The following is a 23669-nucleotide window of genomic DNA, read 5'->3' as shown; positions in this document are numbered from 1 at the left end:
ATATGGATTTTTCAAATTCGGGTGGTGAGGTTGAACTCACCCAAAGGTTGAGAAGAAAAATCACTTTTTGATTCATTTTGAGGATTTAACCCCATCCACATATCGATCCCGTGCACTTTTGGCTGATTCAAATAGCGCCAATAGACCACTCTCATCGCCCTTTTCCAGTAGTCCCGCCAAGCCATGCAACTCATTTGCAAACCCGATCAACATTTCCGTCAAGGCCTTCTGGTTGGCAATACAGATATCCCGCCACATTACAGGATTGCTCGATGCAATACGGGTAAAATCACGAAACCCTCCAGCTGCAAAGCGGAAAATTTCATCATTCTCTTTCATCCGCGAGAGGCTATCCACAAGTGCATAGGCAAGCATATGGGGAAGATGACTGGTTGCCGCCAACACCTCATCGTGATGCTCAACACTCATTTTTGAAACATCAGCACCGCAATCGCACCAAAGCTGTTCAACCCGGGCAACTGCTTCCGGCCTAGTCTCTTTCAGAGGTGTCAATATCACTCTGCGATTACGGTATAACTCGGGAAAAGCAGCCTCAACACCGCTCCGTTCAGTACCAGCAATTGGATGTCCCGGTACAAAAAAGTCTGGCACACCCTGGAAAACCGCTTCAACATCAGCAACAACACTGCCTTTAACACTACCAGCATCGGTGACCACTACATTATCAGATAGATGATCTCGCATAGCCTCCAGCGCAGATCGAATCGCACCAAGAGGGATAGCGAGGAGCACCATATCAGCACCATTTACCGCCTGAGCAATGTCATGGGTATAGTGATCAATAACACCCAGCTCTTCTGCTTTCTGCAGATTTGCACTGCCGCGTCCGCAGCCGACAACCTCTTTCACTCTGCCCTCTTCCCGAAGGGCCATAGCAACCGAACCACCAATCAGTCCAACACCAATTATTGCAAGCTTTTCGATCATCGTTGAAGTACCTCTTTCAATGCTGTGAGGAGTCGTTGATTCTCCTCCTCCAGTCCAATGGAGATCCTTAAATGATTTGGCATGCCATAACCGCTTAAAGGACGGGTGATACAGCCCAGTCTTAACAATGACTGATCAATGCTTGAAGCATTCTGCTGCAGATCCAGAGTAATGAAATTACCAACGGAAGGAATATAGGGGAGCGCCAATGAGTTGAAACCCTCACACAGTTGCGCCATACCTGCACTATTCAAGGCAACACTCTGTTCAATAAACAGCTGATCTTCCAACGCTGCCAATGCCGCCACTTGCGCCATGCTGTTAACATTGAAAGGTTGGCGCACACGGTTAAGCAGATCTGCAATCACTGGGTGGGAGATGGCATAACCAACTCTCAGCGATGCCAATCCATAAGCTTTGGAAAAGGTTCTGGTTACAACCAGGTTTGGAAATTCATCAAGCCAAAGTGAGGCGTCAGGATAGTCTGCCTCTTGAACATATTCGAGATAGGCCTCATCCAACACAACAATTGTGTTCTCTGGTACCTTCTTCAGGAAACTGTAGAGCAACTTCTCACTCAACCAGGTTCCTGTGGGGTTATTAGGATTGGCAATCCAAACCACTCGCGTATTCGCTGTTAAGCGCTGCAACATGGCATCCAAATCATGCCCATAGTTTTTGGCAGGTGCAGCAACCAGTTTTGCCCCGGCTGCCTGACTGCTGATCGGATAGACTGCAAAGGCATATTCTGAAAAGAGTGATTCACTTCCTGCTGCCAGAAAAACTCTGGCAACCATATCCAGCACATCATTGGATCCATTACCCAGAGTAATAGCAGATGGATCAAGCTGATGCTTTTCCGCCAACCGCTGACGTAATTCAAATCCACTGCCATCAGGATAACGGGCAAGATCCCTCATCGCATCATTGATGGCCTCTATTACCTTGCCGCTCACGCCGAGAGGATTTTCATTCGATGCCAGCTTAATAGAGTGGCTGATACCCAACTCCCGTTCCAACTCCGCAATCGGCTTACCAGGTACATAGGGGGTTAACCCCCTGACTCCGGGAGAAGCATGTTCTAAAAACGGGAAGTCTGAACTGGTCATTATCGGCTGTTATTCGAAGGTTATGGAATCAACGGACTCAAAGAACCGCTTTGGGATACGAACCCAGCACCCTGAACTGGGTTGCTGCCTGTTCTATTTTCTTCAATGCCGCTGAAAGATTGGCATCATCTTTATGCCCCTCGACATCAATAAAAAAAACATAATCCCAACGCCCACGTCGCGAGGGTCTCGATTCGATGCGGGTCATACTGATGTCATGTTCAGCAAATGGACTCAGCATCTCATGCAAGCCACCTGCCTTATTGTGAATCGAGAACAGGACTGTGGTTTTATCCCTGCCGCTGGCAGCAACATCCTGCTTTCCAATAACCAGAAAACGTGTGGTGTTTCCCGGTTCATCTTCAATATTGGTAGCCAACTGATTTAATTGATAGATCTCTCCAGCAGCTTCACCAGCAATAGCCGCCGCACCAGCTTGTTGGGATGCCAATCCTGCAGCCTCGGCATTGCTACTGAGAGGAAACCGTTCGGCATTGGGCAGATGTCGATCCAGCCATCCTCGGCACTGGGCCAGGGATTGTGCATGGGAATAGACCTTATCAATCTGTTCAAGGTTATTCTCCATACTCAATAGCTGATGATTGATACGAAGGGTAACCTCACCGCAAATCAGCAGTGGTGAATTGAGAAAGCTGTCCAAGGTATGGCTGATTACCCCCTCAGTCGAATTCTCCACGGGCACTACACCATAGTGACAAGCTCCCGCTTCCACATCACGAAAGATATCACCGATCGAATTCAATGAGTGGGTTCTTACTGAGTGACCAAACTGCTTCAGAGCTGCAGCCTGTGTATAGGTGCCATCAGGTCCGAGAAAAGCCACATTCAGTGGCTGCTCCAAGGCAAGACAAGCAGACATGATTTCGCGAAACAGGCGAGCAACCTCTTCACCATTGAGTGGACCCTGGTTGCGATCCTTGACGGCTCTCAATACCTCGGCTTCTCGCTCTGGTCGATAAAACTCCGCCAGAGGATTAGCGTTCAATTTTATACGCGCTACTTCCTGTGCCGCCTTCGCACGTTCGTTGATCAGCTGCTGCAGCTGAAAATCGATTTCATCAATCCGCTCGCGTATGCTTTTTAGCTTGGCATCATCGTTCATGCATTGATCCTGGTGGACAAAAGTCCTCTATCAAGCTTCTCCACTTAAAGAACGAACAGATAATACACCTTCGATGGATGCTAATGTTTCTATAAGTCTATCACTGGGCTGCTGGTCAACATCAAGCAGTGTCACTGCCACACCATCACGGGACTTATTCAGCATATCGAGGATATTCAAGCCTTCATTGGCTAAATCTGTAGAGATCTGACCAACCATATTCGGTACATTATTATTCACCACTGCTATCCGAAATCCACCGTTTCTTGGCAGATTTATGCTGGGAAAGTTAACAGAGTTGGTGATATTTCCGTTTTCAAGATAGTCCTTGACCTGTTCTGCCACCATGATGGCACAATTATCCTCTGCTTCCTGAGTAGAGGCGCCTAGGTGAGGTAGAGTGATTACTCTTGGATGTGCTTTAAGCAGGTTACTGGGGAAATCACAGACATAAGCGTAAAGCTGACCACTATCCAATGCCTCTACTGCAGCCTCGTCATCAATGATGCCATTCCTGGCAAAATTAAGCAGGACCGAACCAGACTTCATTAATTTCAGGCGTTCTGAATTAATCATATTAGCTGTGGCATCGGTGAGTGGGACATGAAATGTGACAAAATCAGACTTTGAGAGCAGGTCATCCACACTCAGCGCCTGTTCAACCTCTGAAGCCAGTTTCCAGGCACTTTGTACTGTGATTGTCGGGTCATAACCAATTACGTTCATACCCAGCGCACGACAGGCATTGGCAACTTTAACACCAATCGCACCCAGTCCGATGACACCCATGGTACGCCCAGGCAATTCAAACCCGACATAATCCTTTTTACCCGCCTCAACCTGCTTGGTAATCCCAGGATCATCACCTTCTATAGAGCTGGCGAAACGCCACGCCTGCCCCAGATTTCTGGCAGCCAGTAGAGCACCGGCCAGGACCAACTCCTTTACCGCATTTGCATTAGCTCCCGGTGCATTAAACACCGGAATGCCTTTTGCCGTCATATCAGAAACAGGAATGTTGTTGACCCCGGCTCCTGCGCGCCCGATCGCCTGTACCGTCTCAGGTATCGCCATATCGTGCATTTTGTAGGAACGCAGTAAGACTGCATCGGGATGGGTAACCTCCGATGCTACTTCGTAACTCTCACGTGGCAGGCGATCCAAACCAGCTACGGAAATATTATTCAGGGTCAAGATTTTATACATGCTATCTCTCAGTTTTCTTCTGCGCCACAAGGCGTATTTCTATAAAACGGCAATCTATATCAGATAGATTTGGCCAGCTGATGTAGAGAACAGATGAACTATCCGTTTACCCTCTCGAATTCAGCCATGAACTCGATCAGGGTCTGCACCCCGGCTTCCGGCATAGCATTGTAGATACTGGCGCGCATACCACCAACTGAGCGATGCCCTTTCAAGGTCTTCAGCCCCTCTGCACTCGCCCCTTCCAGAAACTTGCTGTCCAGCTCCGCATCAGCCAGTGTAAAGGGAACATTCATCCATGAACGACTCTCAGGATTCACCGGATTAGCATAGAAGTCAGAGTTATCGATTGCGCTATAGAGTGCATCAGACTTACGACGATTGATTTCAGCCATCGCCTCGAGCCCACCTTTTCCCTGTAGCCATTTAAACACCAGGCCTGCCAGGTACCATCCGTAGGTAGGCGGCGTATTGTACATTGAGCCATTGTCACTGTGAGTGGCGTATTGAAACATCACTGGTGTGGTGTCTGCGGCTTTTCCTATCAAGTCTTCACGGATAATCACCAGCGTCAGTCCGGCAGGGCCAATATTTTTTTGTGCGCCCGCATAGATAATTCCGTATCGAGAAACATCTATTGGCCGGGAGAGAATGGTCGATGAGAAATCAGCTATCAGAGGGACGCCATCAGTCTCCGGAATATAGGGAAACTCCACACCCTGAATGGTCTCGTTGGGTGTGTAGTGTAGATAAGCCGCATTACCACTGAGTTGAAGTTCAGACTGGCTTGGTGTGCTAGTGAACTTTGACTCTTCAGTAGTCGCAGCAATATTCACGTCTGCAAATCGCTTAGCCTCAGCAATTGCCTTTTTTGACCATGAGCCTGTATTGATGTAGTCCACTTTAGAATCAGTACTGGCCAGATTCATCGGTATCATTGCAAACTGACTGGAAGCACCGCCCTGTAGAAACAGCACCTTGTAGTTATCTGGAATATTCATCAAGCTGCGCAGGTCAGCTTCTGCCTGCTCAGCGATTGACATAAACTCCTTACCTCGGTGACTCATCTCCATCACCGACATACCAGCGCCATGCCAATCCAGCATCTCTTCTTTGGCCTGTTGTAGAACCTCTTCCGGCAACATCGCCGGACCGGCGCTGAAGTTAAAGACTCGTGACATCTTAGCCTCTCAATTTTGGTCTATAGAAACGGCCTGCCCCATGCGGTTCAGACCAATTAGTTATGAAATAGTGGGTTATTCAGTAGTGTCATCCGATTCAGAGGATTCACTCTCTGAGTCATCGCCTTCTGTATCATCATCGAGACTCTCGACACGTTCGATTCCGATCAGCTTCTCGTCATTACTGAGCCTTATCATGATCACCCCTTGGGTGTTACGGCCCATTTGAGAAATCTCAGCGACCCGGTTACGCACCAGGGTACCGCCATCAGTGATCATCATCACTTCATCCTCATCTGTCACCTGAACCGCACCGACCACATTACCGTTGCGGTCTGAGGTTTGGATTGAGATAACGCCCTGACCACCGCGACCATGTATAGGATACTCAATTATAGGTGTGCGTTTACCGTATCCATTTTCTGTGACCGTTAGCACATCCCCTTCGGAAGCAACGATCAGTGAGACAAGACTATGTGAATCCTCCAGACGAATACCACGAACACCACAAGCGGTGCGACCCATGGGGCGTACATTGGATTCAGAAAAACGTACCGCTTTACCACTACTGCTGAACAACATGATGTCCTGCTTGCCGTCTGTGACAGAGACACCCACCAGCTTGTCACCATCGCGCAATTCCAAAGCAATGATGCCATTCGCTCTGGGTCTGGAAAAAGCTTCAAGAGATGTTTTCTTTACGGTACCGGAAGTGGTGGCCATAAAGACATAGCGATCATCGTCATATTCACGCACTGGCAGGATTGCATTGATCTGCTCGTCGCTACCCAGAGGCAGCAGGTTGACAATAGGCTTGCCACGGGCATTTCTTCCAGCCTGCGGCAGCTCGTAGACCTTGAGCCAATAGACCTTACCCATGTTTGAGAAACAGAGAATCGTGTCGTGGGTGCTGGCAACAAATAGCTTATCGACGAAATCCTCATCCTTGGTAGCTGTGGCTATCTTTCCTTTTCCACCTCGACGCTGAGCCTGATAGGTACTCACCGGTTGGGCTTTGGCATAACCGGCGTGGGACAGGGTAACAACCACATCTTCCTCTGTGATCAAATCTTCCAGAGTAAGATCCAGACGGGTCTGGATGATCTCTGTACGACGCTCATCACCATACTGTTCAAGTATCTCCAGCAACTCATCCCGTATCACTTGCATCAAACGATCAGGGCTGCCGAGAATATCGAGAAGATCAGCTATTTTTTCCAGTAGATCTTCGTATTCCTTAATAATCTTGTCTTGTTCAAGACCAGTCAGACGATGCAGACGCAATTCCAGTATGGCCTGGGCCTGTACTTCGGTGAGTCGATACCCCTCAGAGGTCAGCCCAAATTCATCTGTCAGCTCTTCGGGTCTTGTACTTGAAGCACCGGTACGCTCTAACATCGCCTCCACAGCACCGGACTGCCAGCAGCGTTCCAACAGCCCTTTTTTCGCTTCTGCAGGACTGGCGGCCTGTTTTATCAGCTGGATCACTTCATCGATATTGGCCAGGGCGACAGCCAGGCCTTCCAACACATGAGCCCTGTCTCTGGCTTTGCGTAGCTCATACAGAGTACGTCGGGTCACGACTTCACGGCGGTGTCGTATGAAGAACTCCAGCAACTGTTTCAGATTCAGCAATCTTGGACGGCCATCGACCAGAGCAACCATGTTGATGCCGAAGACACTCTGCATCGCGGTCTGTTGATAGAGGTTATTAAGCACCACTTCGGCCACTTCACCGCGCCGCAGCTCGATGACAATACGCATACCGTCCTTATCGGACTCATCTCGCAACTCAGTGATGCCTTCGATTCGTTTCTCTTTCACCAGCTCGGCGATCTTTTCGATCAGTCGCGCCTTATTGACCTGATAGGGCAACTCATTAACGATGATGGTCTGCTTGCCATTGCTCTCATCGGTTTCAATTTCAGAGCGGGCACGCATGTAGATACGTCCGCGGCCGGTATGGTAGGCCTCATGAATACCGTTGGCGCCATTGATCAGGCCATAGGTGGGGAAATCGGGGCCTGGCAGGTAGCTCATCAACTGATCGATTGAGATGGCCGGATCATCAATCACTGCCACGCAGGCATTGACAACTTCCGTCAGATTGTGAGGCGGTACATTGGTCGCCATGCCTACTGCGATACCGGCTGAGCCGTTCACCAGGAGGTTGGGTACACGGGCAGGCAATACAGAGGGTTCATGCTCCGTTTCATCGTAGTTGGCGATGAAATCAACTGTCTCTTTGTCGAGATCATCCAGCATGGTGTGAGCAATACGAGCCATGCGAACTTCGGTGTAACGCATCGCAGCAGGCGAGTCGCCATCCACTGAACCGAAGTTACCCTGTCCGTCGATGAGCATGTAGCGCATGGAAAAAGGTTGCGCCATGCGAACAATGGTGTCGTAGACCGCTGTATCACCATGGGGGTGATACTTACCGATAACGTCACCGACGATACGGGCAGACTTTTTGTAGGCTTTGTTCCAGTCGTTACCCAGCACGCTCATGGCATAGAGCACGCGGCGATGAACCGGTTTGAGTCCGTCGCGGACATCAGGTAGCGCCCTTCCCACGATGACGCTCATGGCGTAGGCGAGGTAGGACTGCTGCATCTCATCTTCGAGATTGACGGGGAGTACTTCTTTAGCGAATTCTGTCATGAGTTATGGCTAGCTTCCTATAGCGCCCGAGCCGGCAGTTACGGATCCGTATCACTGGACCCTCCTGGAGGCTCTGTGGGGCGTCAGAAAAAAGAGCAGTGTACCATAGTCCCCTGACACAGTACTGTATAAAAAACGCCTGAAATAGGGTTTAAGGGCCTCTCAGATCAATAATCCATCAAATTTCGCATCTTTTTTTCATTTGGCAAATGCACAACCCCCCTTTCAGTAACGATCGCATCCACCATAGCTGCGGGGGTAACGTCAAATACAGGATTCCAGACACTCACCCCCTGGGCAGCAACTCTCTGCTTTCCACAGGCCATGATTTCATCCCCCTGCCGAACCTCGATCGGGATCTCGTCTCCGCAAGCAAGACTCATATCGATGGTAGAAGTGGGTGCCGCCACCATCACTTTGACACCATGATGTTTCGCCGCCACAGCCAGATGATAGGTACCAATCTTGTTGGCCACATCACCATTACCTGCGATTCTGTCCGATCCGACAATTACCCAATCTACCCCCCCCTGGGCCATCAGACTGGCCGCTGCTCCATCTACTAAAAGAGTTACCGGGATATGATCTTGAATCAGTTCCCAGGCTGTCAGACGCGCACCCTGTAACCATGGGCGAGTCTCATCAGCATAAACTGTGTCCAGTTTTCCCGCTTCGAAAGCTGAACGAATCACCCCTAATGCTGTACCGTAGCCACCGGTTGCCAGCGCACCTGCATTACAGTGGGTGATCACATTTGATCCTGGCTGAATCAATGCCGCACCGTGACCTCCCATGGTCTTATTCGCGGCAATATCTTCCTGATGTATCGAGTGGGCTTCAGCCAATAACGAATCGAAAGGATCGACAGCCTCGGGCTGTGTACTGATCACCCGCTCCATTCTCTCTATCGCCCAGAAGAGATTGACCGCAGTCGGCCTTGAGCGACGCAACAACTCAAGCTCCGATTGCAGGTGTTGGCGCCATTGATTGCCGGCTGACCGATAGGCATCCCGGGCCGCCATCACCACGCCGAATGCCGCTGTAATCCCGATTGCAGGCGCCCCCCTGACCACCATATCGGCAATGGCTTGAGCGGTCTCTGCTGCAGAGTTCAATTCAAGGAAAGTAACCTGATCCGGCAACACTCTTTGATCCAATAAAAACAGCCTGTTCCGATGCCAGACAATGGCGTCGTCTGGCGAAGCCAGCTCGGGATTCAATCGATTATCCATATTCTCTCATTTAACCAATTTTGCATTATCATAAGGATGACCCAGACCATGAATCTAACCAGATCGGGTGAACCTAAAAAGATCAGTTGGACAGCGTTAAGTGTGCGCTTGTGGTGCTACAGCGCAAGGCGCAACTGATTTTTTAGGTTGAAACCCTACCGGGTGTGGTTACAGCTATCAACAACCGAATCGTCTTCCCCCTCTCTGTAGCCTTGATGAAGCACAGCGGAATCCGGGAAAACGAGCTGATTACCCTGGATTCAGCTGCCCTTCATCCAGGCTGCTCTCAAGTCAGTAACCATTGCATCCAAGCATCGGAACATGCCATGCTCTTCCCGCCGCATCTATGATGGGCGACAGAACCAGACAAAGTACAAAAACACTAATTTTTCAGAGATAAAATGCCACATCAGGTTGATCTTCTGATCCATGCTGAATGGATCGTACCGGTAGTTCCGGAAAACCAGGTTTTATCCCACCATACCCTGGCGGTTGATGGTGGCAGAATCCATGCCATCCTGCCAAGAGCTGAAGCCGAATCAGAATATCAGGCTTCCCAGGTATATGATCTACCTGGGCAGGTGCTGATTCCAGGGCTCATCAACACCCACACACATGCGTCCATGTCGTTGCTTAGAGGCTTGGCAGACGATCTGCCCTTGATGACCTGGCTGAATGAGCATATCTGGCCAGCAGAATCGAAATGGGTCAATGAAGAGTTTATCCATGACGGGACACAAATGGCCATTGCTGAGATGCTGCTCAGTGGCACCACCTGCTTCAATGATATGTACTTCTTTCCCGATGTAACTGGACGAGCTGCAGATCATGCTGGCATTCGGGCAGTACTCGGCCTAATCGCTATCGATTTTCCCTCTGCGTGGGCTGCTGATGGTGATGAATATATCCACAAGGGGCTAATGGTTCACGATCAATTTCGAAACAACCCCAGGATTCACAGCGCTTTCGCACCACATGCCCCCTACTCTGTCGGAGATAAAGTTCTAAAACGCATCGCAGTATTAGCCGATGAGCTTGAAATACCGATTCATATGCATCTTCATGAAACCCATGAAGAGATCGTTCAGGGACAGCAACAGCATGGAAACCGGCCAATGCAGAGACTCCAGGAGCTGGGATTGCTCTCCCCTGCTCTGACTGCTGTCCACATGACCCATCTGCAAGCTGAAGAGATTGAGCGTTTCGCATCCAGTGGTGCTCATGTGGTGCATTGCCCTGAATCCAACTTAAAACTGGCGAGTGGATTTTGTCCAGTTGCAGAATTGATGGACGCAGGAATCAATGTCGCTCTTGGTACTGATGGCGCCGCAAGCAACAATGATCTGGATATGTTCAGCGAAATGCACACTGCAGCGCTTCTGGCCAAAGGTGTTGCAGGGGACGCCAGTGCAGTCCCGGCTGCCAAAGCGCTCTCTATGGCAACCATAAATGGAGCAAAGGCACTGGGCCTGCAAGAGACCACAGGTTCGTTAGAACCGGGAAAATCAGCCGATATGATCACAGTGGATCTGCGACAGGTCTCCACCCAACCGGTCTATAATCCCATCTCACAGCTTGTCTACGCAGCCGGTCGTGAGCAGGTCAGCCATGTTTGGGTTGCCGGGCAACAGTTGGTCAGCAATCACACCCTGACAACACTGAATAGAGAGAGACTCATCGAACGTGCTTCAAATTGGGCTGAACGTATCTCCGCTGCCGACAGCGGCACAAGAGACTCGTAAATCAGCTTATCGATGTGTAACCTAAGGGAACATTGAAGCTAAAAAAAGATCAGTTGAAATGCGTGATTCACCCTACAGGTGACGATCTGCATCGAAGCTATTTTCTACAAAATCAACTCAACAGAACAATCAGTCGAAAAGATCCATGAATCAGGAACAGATCAACGTTGACCACTCAGAAGTCAGCAAATTCGAGGAGCTCGCCTCTCGCTGGTGGGATCCAAACAGCGAATTCAAGCCATTACATGAAATCAATCCCCTCAGACTCGGTTATATTCAGGGGTTTACCTCTTTGGATGGCAAGGCGGTTCTAGACGTTGGCTGTGGTGGAGGTATCCTATCGGAGAGCATGGCGGCGGTTGGCGCCAATGTAACCGGCATTGATATGGGAGAAGCCCCCCTCCAGGTGGCCCGTTTGCATCTTCTCGAATCTGGCCTGGAGGTCAACTATGAGCGTATCCCGGTTGAGCATCTGGCTGATGATCGACCAGAGTCATATGACGTGATCACCTGTATGGAGATGCTGGAACATGTTCCTGATCCTGCCTCGGTTGTCACTGCCTGTGCGAAACTGGTAAAACCGGGGGGGCAGCTTTTCTTCTCAACCATAAATCGAAATCCAAAATCCTACATGTTTGCCATTCTAGGTGCAGAATATCTACTCAGACTGCTTCCTAAAGGGACTCACGATTACAGCAAATTCATACGTCCCTCTGAGCTCAGTGCCTGGGTCAGGGAGGCGGGTCTGGATAGCCTCGACATCACTGGGCTCAGTTATAATCCGCTGACACAGCACTATCGCCTGGGCGACGATGTGGATGTCAACTATATGGTTGCAGCGAGTAAAGAAGGTTAACCCTATCAAACCGACTCTCACAGAGTGTGTGCTGTTCGATCTGGACGGTACATTTGCAGATACAGCACAAGATCTGCACTACACATTGAATCTGCTTCTGGAGAGACATGGCAAACGAAGCATAACCTTCGAACAACTCCGGCCATCGGTATCTCACGGCAGTCGCGCAATGCTACGGGTTGGGTTCGGTATTGAGCCGGAGCATGCAGATTTCAACCCGCTTCAAAAAGAGTTTCTCGATCTATACCTGGAGAATATTGCCCAGCAAACCCGGCTGTTCGATGGTATGCCAGAACTTCTGAGTGAGTTGGAAGCCAAGGGTATTCCTTGGGGGATTGTTACCAATAAACCAGCCCGCCTCACAGACCCACTGATGCAGCAACTCGGCCTGCAAGAGAGAGCATGTGCTGTTGTCAGTGGTGATACAACCCCATATGCAAAGCCTCACCCCGAACCCATCCTTTATGCCTGTCGACAAACCAAAGTTAATCCGCAACAAACACTCTATGTTGGTGACGCGGTTCGTGACATTGAAGCAGGTCGCAGTGCTGGCACCAGAACGCTGGTAGCACTATTTGGATATCTGGGTGATGAAGACAAGCCTGACGAGTGGTTGGCAGACGGCCAGATCACCCACCCGTTGGAAATACTAGAGTGGCTTTAACCTTCCTTCCACTGCCTCTACAGACTGACTTTAGTGAATAATGGATCATGAGTAATATCAATGCTGTACCCCATATAATGATCGTTATAATGCCCCACTCGCAGACGTATTAGTGTTAACAGGCCCTAGGTTAGATCATGCAAAATTATCACCCCACAAAAAACTTACTCAAAGAGCGCAATATTCTGGTTACAGGTGCGGGAAGCGGCATAGGACAGGCCGCTGCCAAGACATTTGCAGAATATGGCGCTACTGTGATCTTGCTGGGACGTCACGAAGGCCGGCTTGAGGAGACCTACGATGCCATCGAGCAGATCGGCGGCCCAACCCCTGCAATGATCTCTTTTGATCTTCAAAAGGCACCGGCAAAAGACTATTACGCTTTGGGGGAGAGCCTCTATGAAGAGTTCGGCCTATTGCATGGCCTACTACACAACGCGGCACAACTCTCACTGCTCAGTCGCATCGATGACTATGATTATGAGACTTGGCAAAAAGTTATTCAGGTCAATCTCTCAGCCCCATTCTTACTCACTCAAGCCTGCCTTCCGTTATTGCGCAAGGCAGAAGATGCATCAATTATTTTTACCTCTGATGAGCGCGGTAGAAAAGGCAAGGCCTACTGGGGAGCCTATGGCGTATCTAAATTTGGTATCGAAGGCCTGATGCAAATCCTCGCAGACGAGCTTGAAAACAGCCAGATCCGAGTTAACAGCATTGCCCCTTGCCCAACACGTACTTCACTCAGAGCCTGGGCCTATCCTGGCGAAAATCCACTCACTCATCCCCTACCGGAATCACTAATGAGCAACTACCTCTATCTGATGGGACCGGATAGCCTGAATGTTAACGGGGAAGCTTTGGTAGCTCAGCCAAACAGTAGTGATAAAACTGATTAAGCAGTTTTTCTCTATATCGCTATTCTGGAGGTTTCAGCGCTCATCTCTCGAAGAGGGCGCTACTGCAGTAAACCATCATCCAGCGGAAGGAACACTCTGTAGAAACTCCCTTGCGATCAGATCTCTGTAGAGTTGCAGAATTTTCTGTTCTTTCATGTTTTTATTCGATTTAAGAGTATCGATAGACTGCAGTACTTCGAGACGCTCTTTTTGTGTTAAACCACTTGTCAGCTTCGGCATTTCGCAATCTCCGTGTCTATTTTCATTAGATCCTAATCGCAGCCAATGAGGCTTGTTGATTAGGAATTATTTGACACTGCATATTGACCCCGACCTGAACCGTTTACCCTGAATAGTGTGCTGCGCCTTCTCTTCTCAAGATCGTGGGTGTAAGCCTAACCATAGACCAAAATAATCTAAAAATGAATACCCAACTGTTACAGTAGGTTAACTCTTTAACCTATGTTCTTTGTGGCTATTCTATTTCTCACTCTCAGATTTACCCTGCTTTTTACGTCTAACATCCTCCTCAGATACCACCAAAGTGTAATTATCCTGCCTGACCCCATTCAAAAGCAGATCGACACTGTCTTTGGGTACATCGATCATCTGTAATGCGATCGCACCCAACCTGAGACTTCCTTCCAGTGCCTCAGGGAAAGCATGGCTTGCTCCGGCACTGACCTGGTGGCCACAAGCCTCCAGATCACGCGCCCTGGAGATTACCGGCACATGGGAATAGGTGTTCCTGATATGAGTAATTGCCCGCAATGCGGTCGGACCGCTATTAACTGTCAGTACCACTAAAGAGGCATTGCCAAGGTTAACCGCATCCAAAAGATCCGGATCACTGATATCGCCATAATAGACCGGCAATCCATCTTTTTTTCCTTGCGCTACCCGATCGGGACTAGTGTCGAAAACGACCAGCGGTACGCCACTGGTGTGTAGTAGAACGGCTACTGTGTGTCCAACACGTCCATAGCCTCCAATCACCACTTTTTTACTGATACCCCCCTCTTCAGCTGGATAGCGTAGGTGGTCTGTGTCCAGCTTTCTGCTGCTCAGCCGCTTTCCCAGCTTGTCGCTTATACCTACAAGAAGCGGGGTAATCAGCATACTTACAGATATCACACCGACCACCATGACAAATGTACTGTCATCGATAAGTTGCAATGCCTTTGCTGAACCGAAAAGTACGAAACCGAATTCACCGCCCTGAGCAAGGTAGAAACTGATACGCAATGCCACTGACTTTGAAACCCCGAACATCACGGCCAAAAGAAAAAGTACAACTATCTTGATAGATACAATTACCAGAATGTGCTGCACGAACATTGACAACTCGCTATAGATAGATGCGAAGTCAATCGACATGCCGACCGCCACAAAGAACAAGCTCATCAGCAACCCTTTATAGGGCTCTATATAGGCTTGGATCTGTAATCGATAACTAGAACCCGAGAGCAGCATACCCATAACAAAGGCGCCCAAGGCCATCGACAGACCGGCTTGATCCATCGCCCAGGCCGCTAAAAAAACTGCCAGCATGACCACCAGTAAAAAACCCTCCCTGTTGGCCTGCTGGGCCAGGTGGTTGAGCGCAACTGGAAGTACAAAGCGTCCAACCACAAAGACCCCGCCAATCATACCCACCACGATAGTTAATTGCTGCCAAAGAGGTACCTCAGCAGAGAGTCTGCCTGCATCTGAAAGGATTGGAACAACGGCCAACAGTGGAACGATGGCTAAATCCTGCATGAGTAGAATTGAGAAAGCGGTCATACCATGCTTGCTGGCAATCTCCCCCCGATCCTGAAGAACCTGAATGACAAACGCTGTGGAGGAGAGCGCGAACGTCAAACCAATGAGTAGAGACAAGGACCAGGATGATTCATAAAGATGTATATAGAAGGCGATAACCAACCCTGTCAGCAGGATTTGAAGCGATCCCAAACCAAACACTTCTCTGCGCATTGCCCATAATCGACTCGGACGCATCTCCAGGCCAATCAGAAAAAGTAGCAGCACTACACCCAATTCAGTGAAGTGACGCACATCCTCCACATGTTCAGTGACATATGGGCCAGGTGAATATGGCCCGACAACAATCCCTGCGACCAAAAGCCCCAGTACCGATCCAAGACCCAGATGTTTAAACAGTGCAACTGCCACGGATGTGGCAATCAATAACATCAAAGCCGATACTAAAAATGTGTCCAGATGCATAGGAGTATAAAAACGCCATCGAAATCACCGCATATATTCCCTGTCCCAACAACACTTCGTGATAGTGCCAGATAAACCCCAATTCAATGAGTCATATCCAGTAAAAAGTATGTTTGAATGATCAAGTACTAATTTCTAACAGGGATAGATCTTTCTACAATTCTCTTCGATTTAAAGCGTTTCAGCCTCCTGTAATGTCACTCTGTTCTGATTCCACGTTTATATTCAAGGCCCATTGGAAAAATCAAATTTTCAACAGGGCTGTAGTGGGAGCTTCCCATAGCAAGCCATCCAATGAAACAACTAATTGTCATGCAGTAATCAACAGTGGCAGCTCGACTGCTGGAATGCAGTCAACCCCCTACCTTAAATTCAATTATGACATGAGTAAAATACGATTTAAATTTCCGATATATAACAAAAATATCTTACAACCTTATAAAATGGTGGGGTATTTCATGCTTGTAATTACCTCTATCTGAACTAGCTTCAAACTTGAGGAACCTTTGTATGCTTCTCTGTAGAAATCTTTGGTTAGCTTGAAGGTCAGTTAGTTGTAGGAAAGTTTCCGTATCTGTCTCCTGACGACAAGCTTTAATACTTTAGTCTGGCATTCAAAGTGGCTAAATGGAGATACAAGAGTCTATCAGAGGTTTCTTACATACTAAAACATCTTCAGACTCAATTACCTGAATATATCTTGTCGATAATGAGTTGAGCCATAACAGAGGCCCGTTTTAGTCAATAACTATTTTGTAAGCTATTGATGAACTTCCAGGATGGTAAGCAGGATACCCTATACAAACAGGAGTGACTCGAATGATCCAATTTGATGCCAATGCAGTTGTACATATAAACGAACAACTTTCTGCTAAAGAGATTCATGACATTGAAAAAGAGTTATCTGGGGTTCGCGGTGTCGTCAGTGCTTGTGCACATGTCAAAACGCCCCATTTGCTGGTAGTCGATTACGACCCGCAATCGATTCACTCTTGCGATCTGTTGTTCTTTATTGAGAGGAGTGGCGTTCATGCTTCGCTGGTCGGTGGTATTTAAAATCAGTGCAATTTACTTAACATCGATCAATTACCTGAGATTGTTCTTAAAGCTAGAATCTTAGTCTACAAGGAGAGCAGCCGAAACTATAAGATGACAAAAAAAAGATTTAAAATACCTCTGGAGATCCTGCTAGAGGCTAAAAAGTGCAATAAGCACCATGCTTGTCTGACTGATGACGAATACCAACTTTGTGGCATTCGGATCACAACTGAGAGTCATAAACACGCGCGGATGGTCTGCGGTAAAGAGACCGATTGTCCCTATAGTTCTCAACTTGGTAACCAAACCGTCTGTACTTGCCCGGTCAGGCATGCCATTCACAGTAAATATGATACGTAAACATGCATGGATTTAACGGATTCCCACACCAGGCCTTGCCATTTCTTCAACAACTATCCCGTAACAACAAGCGAGAATGGTTTAATGACCATAAAGCTGATTATGAGTCATATATACGTGAGCCTGCCCTCGCCTTAATTGAAGAGATTGCACCTAAATTAAAAGGCATATCCAATCACTTTCATGCCATTGCAAAAAAATCTGGTGGCTCCTTGATGCGGGTCTATCGGGACACCCGCTTTTCAAAAGATAAAACACCTTATAAAACCAATATAGGCATTCAGTTCAGGCACGTACTGGGTAAGGATGTACATGCCCCAGGTTTTTATCTGCATATAGAACATAGCAGTTGTTTTTTAGGTGCGGGTATTTGGCATCCTGAATCAAAGACCCTTGGAAAAATACGAAACTTCATTACTGATAACCCCGCATCCTGGAGCAAGTTAAAACAAAATAACCAATTTTCAACTCAATTTGAACTCTCAGGAGAATCTCTTAAGCGGGCACCCAAAGGTTTTGCACCTGATCACCCTCTGATTGATGATCTAAAACGCAAAGACTTCATTGCAATCATGTCCTTTGACTGCAATCAGATTAACAGGCCTGATTTCGCCGATTTTATTATTCGCGAGTATCAGCGAACTGACGAGTTTATGCGTTATCTTTGTGCCGCTATTGAAGTCAACTATTGACTGCACCCTTAAGTCGTTCGCGTATATCTTCACTTGCCTGTTTAAGGATTGAGTCTTTATCCACTGAATCGAGTATCTGCTGTACGATGGTCTTTGGTCCATCGCTACCCCACGAACGCCCTTGAGAAAAGTAACGTTGGGCTGCCAGACCTACTACGTAGGTGGTGTAGTAGCCCATCCCGCCCTGTGCTGCAGCAGTAACAAGGGTAGATAACCCGGCACTACTTGCCTTAAGCGCACTGGCTGCAATATTCACACTCCATACCGTAGCCATCAGCAGAGCCATTTGAGAACCAATGGTCTTAATCAACTGCCCTGCTTCACCCCTTGATACGGACATGCCATAGACTCGCGCCAAATGCACAACCATAGAGGCATCCAAGGCAAGTGCTGCAACCAGATCAGCAACAGGGATGGGATTGACAGCTACCGCAATGCCTTTTCCCAGACAATACCCTCGAATTACACGTTCAGCCACTTCCTGTCGTACACGAACTATGCGTCCCGCAACTTCATCACTCAACTGACCGGCAAAGAGACTGGCATTCAAGGCCGAAAGGGCCATTCCCTCTTTCTCAATCAGCATCCATAGACTATTGGTCAGGGCTAAAACATCGGCACTGGGGGTTTTTCTGATTTCACTCTCTTGACCCTGATCGTCCACTTGAAGATAAATACGCTCTGAAGGCATTGCAGCAACCGGCACAATGAAGTCAGGCATAACAATTCCCTGCAACTTCTCTCTCAGGCTACCCATCAACAGTTCAAGTTCATTACTGGTGTAACGGTCTGATTTATTCAACACCACCAACAGCGGGCGGTTGAGTCTCGTCAGCTTCTGCATAGCCTGAAACTCTGTTTGAGTCAGATCGGTATCGAGTACAAATAAAACAAGATCAGCCCGACTTGCGACATCCTCAGCCATGCGCTCCCGCTCTTCCCCACTGATTTCATTGATGCCTGGAGTATCGATCAGAAACACACCGGATGCCTCTACTTCACGCCAGGCTGCCATATCACTGTGACGAGTCTCACCGTGCAACGCACTAACAGCAAAACGTTGCTCACCAAGTAGTGCATTCAACAGAGCAGATTTTCCGACACTGACGCGGCCGAAAACAGCGATATGCAGATGACCATGCTCCAGTTTATCGAGCATCGCCTCTACCTGCTTAAAATCATCTTTCAAAGAATCACGTACAGGCTCAGGTAGGCGGTCATCACTCAATAGTTCACGTAAATTATCCCGTGCCAGTTGAAGATGATCGCTTTCAGATGTAGCTGTTTCGTCACTCTCTTTTGACGAGATATTCCAAAGCGAGCCGCGCAAGATGTTTTGCACGCGCTTCCAGATTTCCACTCATTGTCTCCTCGAAATTATCCAAAATCTGTGTTGTCTCAAACTGATCACCTTGATCTAGTGCCTTAACGACAGACTCCCCCAAGGCTTCGAAAATCAAGCCATAAGCCACTGCATGAGTCAGCCCACCAGTAACCGTCCCCACACCAGGAAAAGCCTTCAGTACATTTCCTGTCAGGGCCAGTAACAGGGTCATTCGCTTGCCGACATTCTGACTTGCCAGATCTACAAGATGTTCCCCATCAACATCCCTGATCCTAACGTCATAGAGCTCGCACAAGGCCTTGACCATCTTTATCCCCAAATAGCCCTGAATAAGAATATCTGTACCAGGACTGACCGCAGCCATCGCCCCAAGCATCGCCTTGCGGGTATATCCTTTGACTACTTTCTCACTCTGCCCCCGTCGATGAGCGATGTTTGCCGAATGGAGTTTTTCAGCACCCAGTCTTAGCAGGCTTTCATCTCTCTGTTGATCAAGAGATCCAGCCTCTTCATCTATCTTTTTAAGCATAGCTTCGATCAATGGTTCGACCTGAGACGGACGATCCCGCAATTCACGTTTTTGCTCTCCTTGCGCATCGATACGAATAACCTCCTCTTGGCCACCCGCCTGAACCGGCACCAATTCGATTTCAGGAAACTGCTCGCCGATTCGAGCTACAATAGCTCTCAGATCCTCTTCTGAGTATCTATCCTGTTTGTTTAGAGCCAGTATCAAAGGGCGATCGTAGCCTTGCAATTCAGCCAGCTCCTGATGCTGATCCCGGGTCAACTCCCCTTCACAGACATAGATCACAAGGTGGGCACGTCGAGCCTCTTCACGGGCCCTACGTATGTGCTCTTTATTCAGATCAAGGATGCCAGGTGCATCTGTCAGAAACAGTTTTTTTCCATCTCGACTAAAAGTGTAATGTTCGATGCTTTGCGTGGTGCCGGCACGAGGATCGATATGCATAGACTGAGCACCGGTAATTGCGTGAATTAATGCGCTTTTTCCCGTCGAAACAGGCCCAAAAAAGGCTACATATCGCTGCACAAGTTCAGCACGTTGATCCAGTTCATCCAGCTCCTCTTTCGCCTGCGCAATATCCACCCCTTGAGCATCCGCTTTCGCCAATGCCTTTTCAAAGGCCTCCCTGGTTTCCGGCAGATTTGAGTCTGTCTGTTGTTGCCTACCCTGCTGATGCGATTTATCTGACCTCAATAAGCGCCAACTCAAGGCAACAAGCCCTAAACTAAAACCGAACAATCCTATACCATAGAGTATTAACAGGCTTGGTGAGAGTTGATTGAGCAATTGCCAGACATTCAAGGCAGATTCTGTAAGCTGTAGCGCTATCAATAGAATCAGCAATCCAAGAAACAGTAACAGCATCACTAGAAGCATCTTGATGATCTGCTTAGATGACCTGTTTTTCTGCTGCTTGCTCATTGATAATGCCTTAATGAAATAGTTCCTAACTTTTTTTGGGCTTACTAACCCATGATCAGGAGTCTCAGATGATCCTCCTCTCAAAAACACGTGACGCCTGGCAGTCAAATCACTTCAAAGAGACCTTAAAGCATGAATTGGAGGCTGTCGATGCCAATAAACTACCACTCCAGCAAGGTCTGAAGCTTAGCAGTATTGTCAGCGATGAACCTTTTAATGTCATGGTTATGAATTACCATGACGACAGATCAACCATCCAGGTAAAAGTCGCTATCATTTATAGTGGAATTGAGGCGGGCTGTAACTGTGCAGATGACCCAACGCCAATAACCACACAGCCGGAATATTGTGAAATCATGCTCTCAATTGACAAGATATCCGCTGAAGTATTGGTGAATTACATTCACGACAGCTGATCAGATTTTGACCGACCTGATATCAATATTATCAAATTAGTCGCAAACAACCACCATCTTCAAGTAAATTTACAAATCAATGTGTTTCAACACTATCCAGGCCTTGCAAGAGCGGCTTTGCCGCTACCGGCGCCAAATGTTCAGCCTGTATATAGTCAGCGACCTCTGACCAATGTAAATTCAGTTTTTGAGATGTGTCGATTTTCGGAAGAATGATGAAGGCATTTAAAGCCCGAACATCTGAAACGATTCTGTCAATCTGTTCATCATCCACGCGTAACAACGAAGGATGAAGCCTGACAGCATCAGCCTGGAGGTAGGATAAAACCTTGTATGCAGTATCGTTGCAGGCAAAATTTCCCAGCAGGATGGTTATGCCTAATGTAGAGAGTTCATCCAACAGTTTTTTCGCCCGTTTAAGTTCTGGCGCAAGGGACGGCAGGTCAAACTCGATGATTAACCCGGTACCTACGACATGCAGCTTCCTCAATTCAGACTGCAGGAAAGGTATCAACTGGTCATCGTGAATGGAGAGCCCGGACATCCACACCAAAACCTTGTTGGGAATCCCTCTGAATGCCACCTCACCCAACATTCTCACTGCATGTTTACAGACCAGGCGATTCAGCAAACCCATGCCATTGAATCTACCCGCGCTTTGATAGATATCCCCTATTTCAGATGTAAGTCCGGTAGCTGATACAAAACTTGGAATATGCTCAACAACTGCCCCATCCTCATGCAGTGCCAGATAACGTTGTTCGTGGAACTCCACAAAGCCAGACTTTAATGCTGTTCTGACTCGCTCCTTTAGCAGCTCATCAGGAATTTCCTGGTGGGTTGCTGTTTTCAGTCGAACTGCTTCATTGTGCTGCAGATAGTGCTCCGCCTCTTCATCAGCTGCGGTTTTAGCAATGATTTCTGCCTGCTTAAGATACTTATAAGCAGCGAGATCGGGAGCATCGATAGTTACCAGACCGATCCCCCAGCTGCGATCAATCTGATTACCCTGTAAAAGTTCATTCCGAACCTGTTGATAGAGATCCATTCCCAAGCGTTCGATATCATGCATCGAAGCCCGTTCCACGAGAACGCCTAGGCCTCTTCTGCCTGTTCTCGACAGCAGATCCCGTTTCCCCAGCACAGGCCCCAATACATCTGCGATCCGCGCTACTAAGGCATTATCAGTTGGGGTAAAACTATCCTCTGTCGTGGCATCTTCGCCTTCCACCGTAATGACGAAAAGCCCGCACTGCTCTCTCTCCACTGAGAGTCTGATGCAGATCATATCCAACTCATCCAGCAGACGACGACGATTTACCAAACCAGAGACACTATCAACCATGCTCGTATTGGAGCCACTGATCATCTCTTTAGCCCGCTTAATGCGTGTTAGCACAGTTGCAATAAGATGTTGAGGACGTACAGGCTTTGTTAAAAAGTCATCAGCACCGGAATAGAGTGCCAATATTTTCTTTTCCACGTCATCTTCACCGGAAAGAAAGACTATCGGCATAAAACTGGCGTCCCTTCTATCCCTGATTAACTGAGTCAGTTCGATACCGTTAGCACCTGGCATATAGAGATCCATTAGTATCAGGTCTGGCTGAAAACCTTGCACCGCATCCATGACATTCAAAGGATCTGTGATAGCCAGGGTATCAAATCCACCCTTCTTGAGCAGTTTGCAGGCAAACTTTGATTGAGAAACATCATCTTCCACCACTAAAACCCTGTAGTGCGGTTTCAGTTCTGGTGAGATAGCCTCTTTGATACTCAATATCAGGTCATTAATACTGATAGGTTCAGAAAAGCACTGGGTTGCCCCAGCACGCAAAACCTCTAGTCGAATTTCGACATCACAATGGTTGGATATAAAAATCAGTTCCGGTTTTTCTGCTTTTGAGGGATCGATTTTTGCGAAGGCTTTATTCAATACCTCGATCTGAGGCAGATATTCTGTATCCAGCAATACAACTTCAGACTGATATTGCAATATGGCAGCCTTTAATGCATCAATATCAGAGAGCTGATTGACTAACCATCCATTTTTTTCAATGGCTGAACAGATCAGATCCCCGGATACTTTGTTCCGTGGCAGGTAGAGCACCTCGTAAGAGTTAGTAAAGGACTCCTGGGCAACCTGTTTTGAGTCTGAGGCTTCTATTGCATCTGTGAGTTGCTGAAGGTATTGATTGAGTTTCTCAATCTCTTCTTCATCTGCTTGCATATTCTCTTCGTAGACATCACTGATGATTTTTTCAATCGATCGAGAGAGTTCTAAGACATTAATCAAGTTGGATGCTTCACCTTTTCTTCCCAAATCATGCAGCAGACGAAGTGTGGTATGAACGCAAGAGCTATTCCACATTCCCGAAGGGAGTACGGGCCAGTTGCTTTTGAGTTGGATCAACAGTTTCTGTAGCTGATCAAGTGAGCCAAAATCCATTAAATTGTCAGATGAGGACATCCCATTCACCCTGTATGATTTCTGGCATATAAGCCAGTTGTAAAA

The 23669-nt window shown here is 48.0% G+C and carries 20 protein-coding genes; 8 read left to right on the top strand and 12 right to left on the bottom strand.

Features of this window, described 5'->3' with window-relative positions; translation table 11 throughout:
* Nucleotides 1-72: 72 nt before the first annotated feature.
* The 7 genes from AC4IFB_RS06835 to mtnA form a co-directional block, all read right to left on the bottom strand.
* Nucleotides 73-948, bottom strand: a complete 876-nt coding sequence (locus AC4IFB_RS06835) for a prephenate dehydrogenase (RefSeq protein ID WP_490779752.1) — start codon at nt 946-948, stop codon at nt 73-75.
* Nucleotides 945-2057, bottom strand: a complete 1113-nt coding sequence (gene hisC, locus AC4IFB_RS06830) for a histidinol-phosphate transaminase (protein WP_490776994.1) — start codon at nt 2055-2057, stop codon at nt 945-947. The genes AC4IFB_RS06835 and hisC overlap by 4 nt, the downstream gene beginning before the upstream one ends.
* A gap of 37 nt (nt 2058-2094) precedes the next feature.
* A complete protein-coding gene (gene pheA / locus AC4IFB_RS06825) occupies nt 2095-3180 on the bottom strand; it encodes a prephenate dehydratase (protein ID WP_490776995.1) in 1086 nt (361 codons plus the stop codon).
* 30 nt (nt 3181-3210) lie between these two features.
* On the bottom strand, nt 3211-4386 hold the full coding sequence (locus AC4IFB_RS06820; RefSeq protein WP_490776996.1) for a 3-phosphoglycerate dehydrogenase family protein: 1176 nt from the start codon (nt 4384-4386) through the stop codon (nt 3211-3213).
* A 98-nt stretch (nt 4387-4484) separates the two neighbouring features.
* Entirely contained in the window at nt 4485-5567 is a 1083-nt protein-coding gene (gene serC / locus AC4IFB_RS06815) for a 3-phosphoserine/phosphohydroxythreonine transaminase (protein ID WP_490776997.1), read from the bottom strand.
* Nucleotides 5568-5642: 75 nt separating this feature from the next.
* The gene (gyrA, locus tag AC4IFB_RS06810) at nt 5643-8231 is read right to left on the bottom strand and encodes a DNA gyrase subunit A (RefSeq protein WP_490776998.1); all 2589 of its coding nucleotides are present in this window, start codon (nt 8229-8231) and stop codon (nt 5643-5645) included.
* 167 nt (nt 8232-8398) lie between these two features.
* A complete protein-coding gene (mtnA, locus tag AC4IFB_RS06805) occupies nt 8399-9463 on the bottom strand; it encodes an S-methyl-5-thioribose-1-phosphate isomerase (RefSeq protein WP_490776999.1) in 1065 nt (354 codons plus the stop codon).
* 401 nt (nt 9464-9864) lie between these two features.
* Here mtnA and AC4IFB_RS06800 point away from each other — a divergent pair, with 401 nt between their 5' ends.
* From AC4IFB_RS06800 to AC4IFB_RS06785, 4 genes are all read left to right on the top strand, one after another.
* Nucleotides 9865-11205 (top strand): TRZ/ATZ family hydrolase, encoded by a 1341-nt coding sequence (locus AC4IFB_RS06800; protein WP_490779751.1) that lies wholly within the window; start codon nt 9865-9867, stop codon nt 11203-11205.
* A gap of 145 nt (nt 11206-11350) precedes the next feature.
* A complete protein-coding gene (ubiG, locus tag AC4IFB_RS06795; protein ID WP_490777002.1) occupies nt 11351-12061 on the top strand; it encodes a bifunctional 2-polyprenyl-6-hydroxyphenol methylase/3-demethylubiquinol 3-O-methyltransferase UbiG in 711 nt (236 codons plus the stop codon).
* Nucleotides 12024-12725 carry an HAD family hydrolase gene (locus AC4IFB_RS06790; RefSeq protein ID WP_490779750.1) on the top strand — a complete coding sequence of 234 codons (702 nt, stop codon included), beginning with the start codon at nt 12024-12026 and terminating at the stop codon, nt 12723-12725. Before ubiG ends, AC4IFB_RS06790 begins: the two co-directional genes overlap by 38 nt.
* Before the next feature lie 137 nt (nt 12726-12862).
* Complete coding sequence (locus AC4IFB_RS06785) at nt 12863-13624, top strand: YciK family oxidoreductase (RefSeq protein WP_490779749.1); 762 nt, start codon at nt 12863-12865, stop codon at nt 13622-13624.
* A gap of 75 nt (nt 13625-13699) precedes the next feature.
* On the opposite strand, the gene AC4IFB_RS06780 is transcribed toward AC4IFB_RS06785, so the two are convergent.
* Both AC4IFB_RS06780 and AC4IFB_RS06775 read right to left on the bottom strand, forming a co-directional pair.
* The gene (locus AC4IFB_RS06780; RefSeq protein ID WP_490779748.1) at nt 13700-13864 is read right to left on the bottom strand and encodes a hypothetical protein; all 165 of its coding nucleotides are present in this window, start codon (nt 13862-13864) and stop codon (nt 13700-13702) included.
* Nucleotides 13865-14104: 240 nt separating this feature from the next.
* Nucleotides 14105-15853 (bottom strand): cation:proton antiporter domain-containing protein, encoded by a 1749-nt coding sequence (locus AC4IFB_RS06775; protein ID WP_490777006.1) that lies wholly within the window; start codon nt 15851-15853, stop codon nt 14105-14107.
* Between the two features lie 819 nt (nt 15854-16672).
* Here AC4IFB_RS06775 and AC4IFB_RS06770 point away from each other — a divergent pair.
* The 3 genes from AC4IFB_RS06770 to AC4IFB_RS06760 all read left to right on the top strand — a co-directional run bounded on the left by AC4IFB_RS06770 (nt 16673) and on the right by AC4IFB_RS06760 (nt 17943).
* A complete protein-coding gene (locus tag AC4IFB_RS06770) occupies nt 16673-16909 on the top strand; it encodes a heavy-metal-associated domain-containing protein (protein WP_490777007.1) in 237 nt (78 codons plus the stop codon).
* Nucleotides 16910-17002: 93 nt separating this feature from the next.
* Nucleotides 17003-17251 carry a hypothetical protein gene (locus AC4IFB_RS06765; RefSeq protein WP_490777008.1) on the top strand — a complete coding sequence of 83 codons (249 nt, stop codon included), beginning with the start codon at nt 17003-17005 and terminating at the stop codon, nt 17249-17251.
* A 2-nt stretch (nt 17252-17253) separates the two neighbouring features.
* Entirely contained in the window at nt 17254-17943 is a 690-nt protein-coding gene (locus AC4IFB_RS06760; RefSeq protein ID WP_490777009.1) for a DUF2461 domain-containing protein, read from the top strand.
* Here AC4IFB_RS06760 and AC4IFB_RS06755 read toward each other — a convergent pair.
* Nucleotides 17933-19303, bottom strand: coding sequence for a DUF697 domain-containing protein (locus AC4IFB_RS06755; RefSeq protein ID WP_490779747.1), 1371 nt, complete (start codon nt 19301-19303; stop codon nt 17933-17935). The genes AC4IFB_RS06760 and AC4IFB_RS06755 overlap by 11 nt on opposite strands.
* Nucleotides 19233-20738: a GTPase gene (locus AC4IFB_RS06750; RefSeq protein ID WP_490779746.1), complete on the bottom strand. Its 1506-nt coding sequence runs from the start codon at nt 20736-20738 to the stop codon at nt 19233-19235. Before AC4IFB_RS06750 ends, AC4IFB_RS06755 begins: the two co-directional genes overlap by 71 nt.
* A 68-nt stretch (nt 20739-20806) precedes the next feature.
* Between AC4IFB_RS06750 and AC4IFB_RS06745 the strand changes: the two genes are divergently transcribed.
* Nucleotides 20807-21154, top strand: coding sequence for a hypothetical protein (locus tag AC4IFB_RS06745; protein WP_490779745.1), 348 nt, complete (start codon nt 20807-20809; stop codon nt 21152-21154).
* 76 nt (nt 21155-21230) lie between these two features.
* Here AC4IFB_RS06745 and AC4IFB_RS06740 read toward each other — a convergent pair whose 3' ends face one another.
* A complete protein-coding gene (locus AC4IFB_RS06740; RefSeq protein ID WP_490779744.1) occupies nt 21231-23624 on the bottom strand; it encodes a response regulator in 2394 nt (797 codons plus the stop codon).
* Nucleotides 23625-23669: the final 45 nt, after the last annotated feature.

The organism is Candidatus Thiodiazotropha sp. AKIB8 (assembly GCF_058244675.1).
Note: the sequence above shows the minus strand (reverse complement) of the source record. Positions and strands in the feature narration are given on the sequence as shown.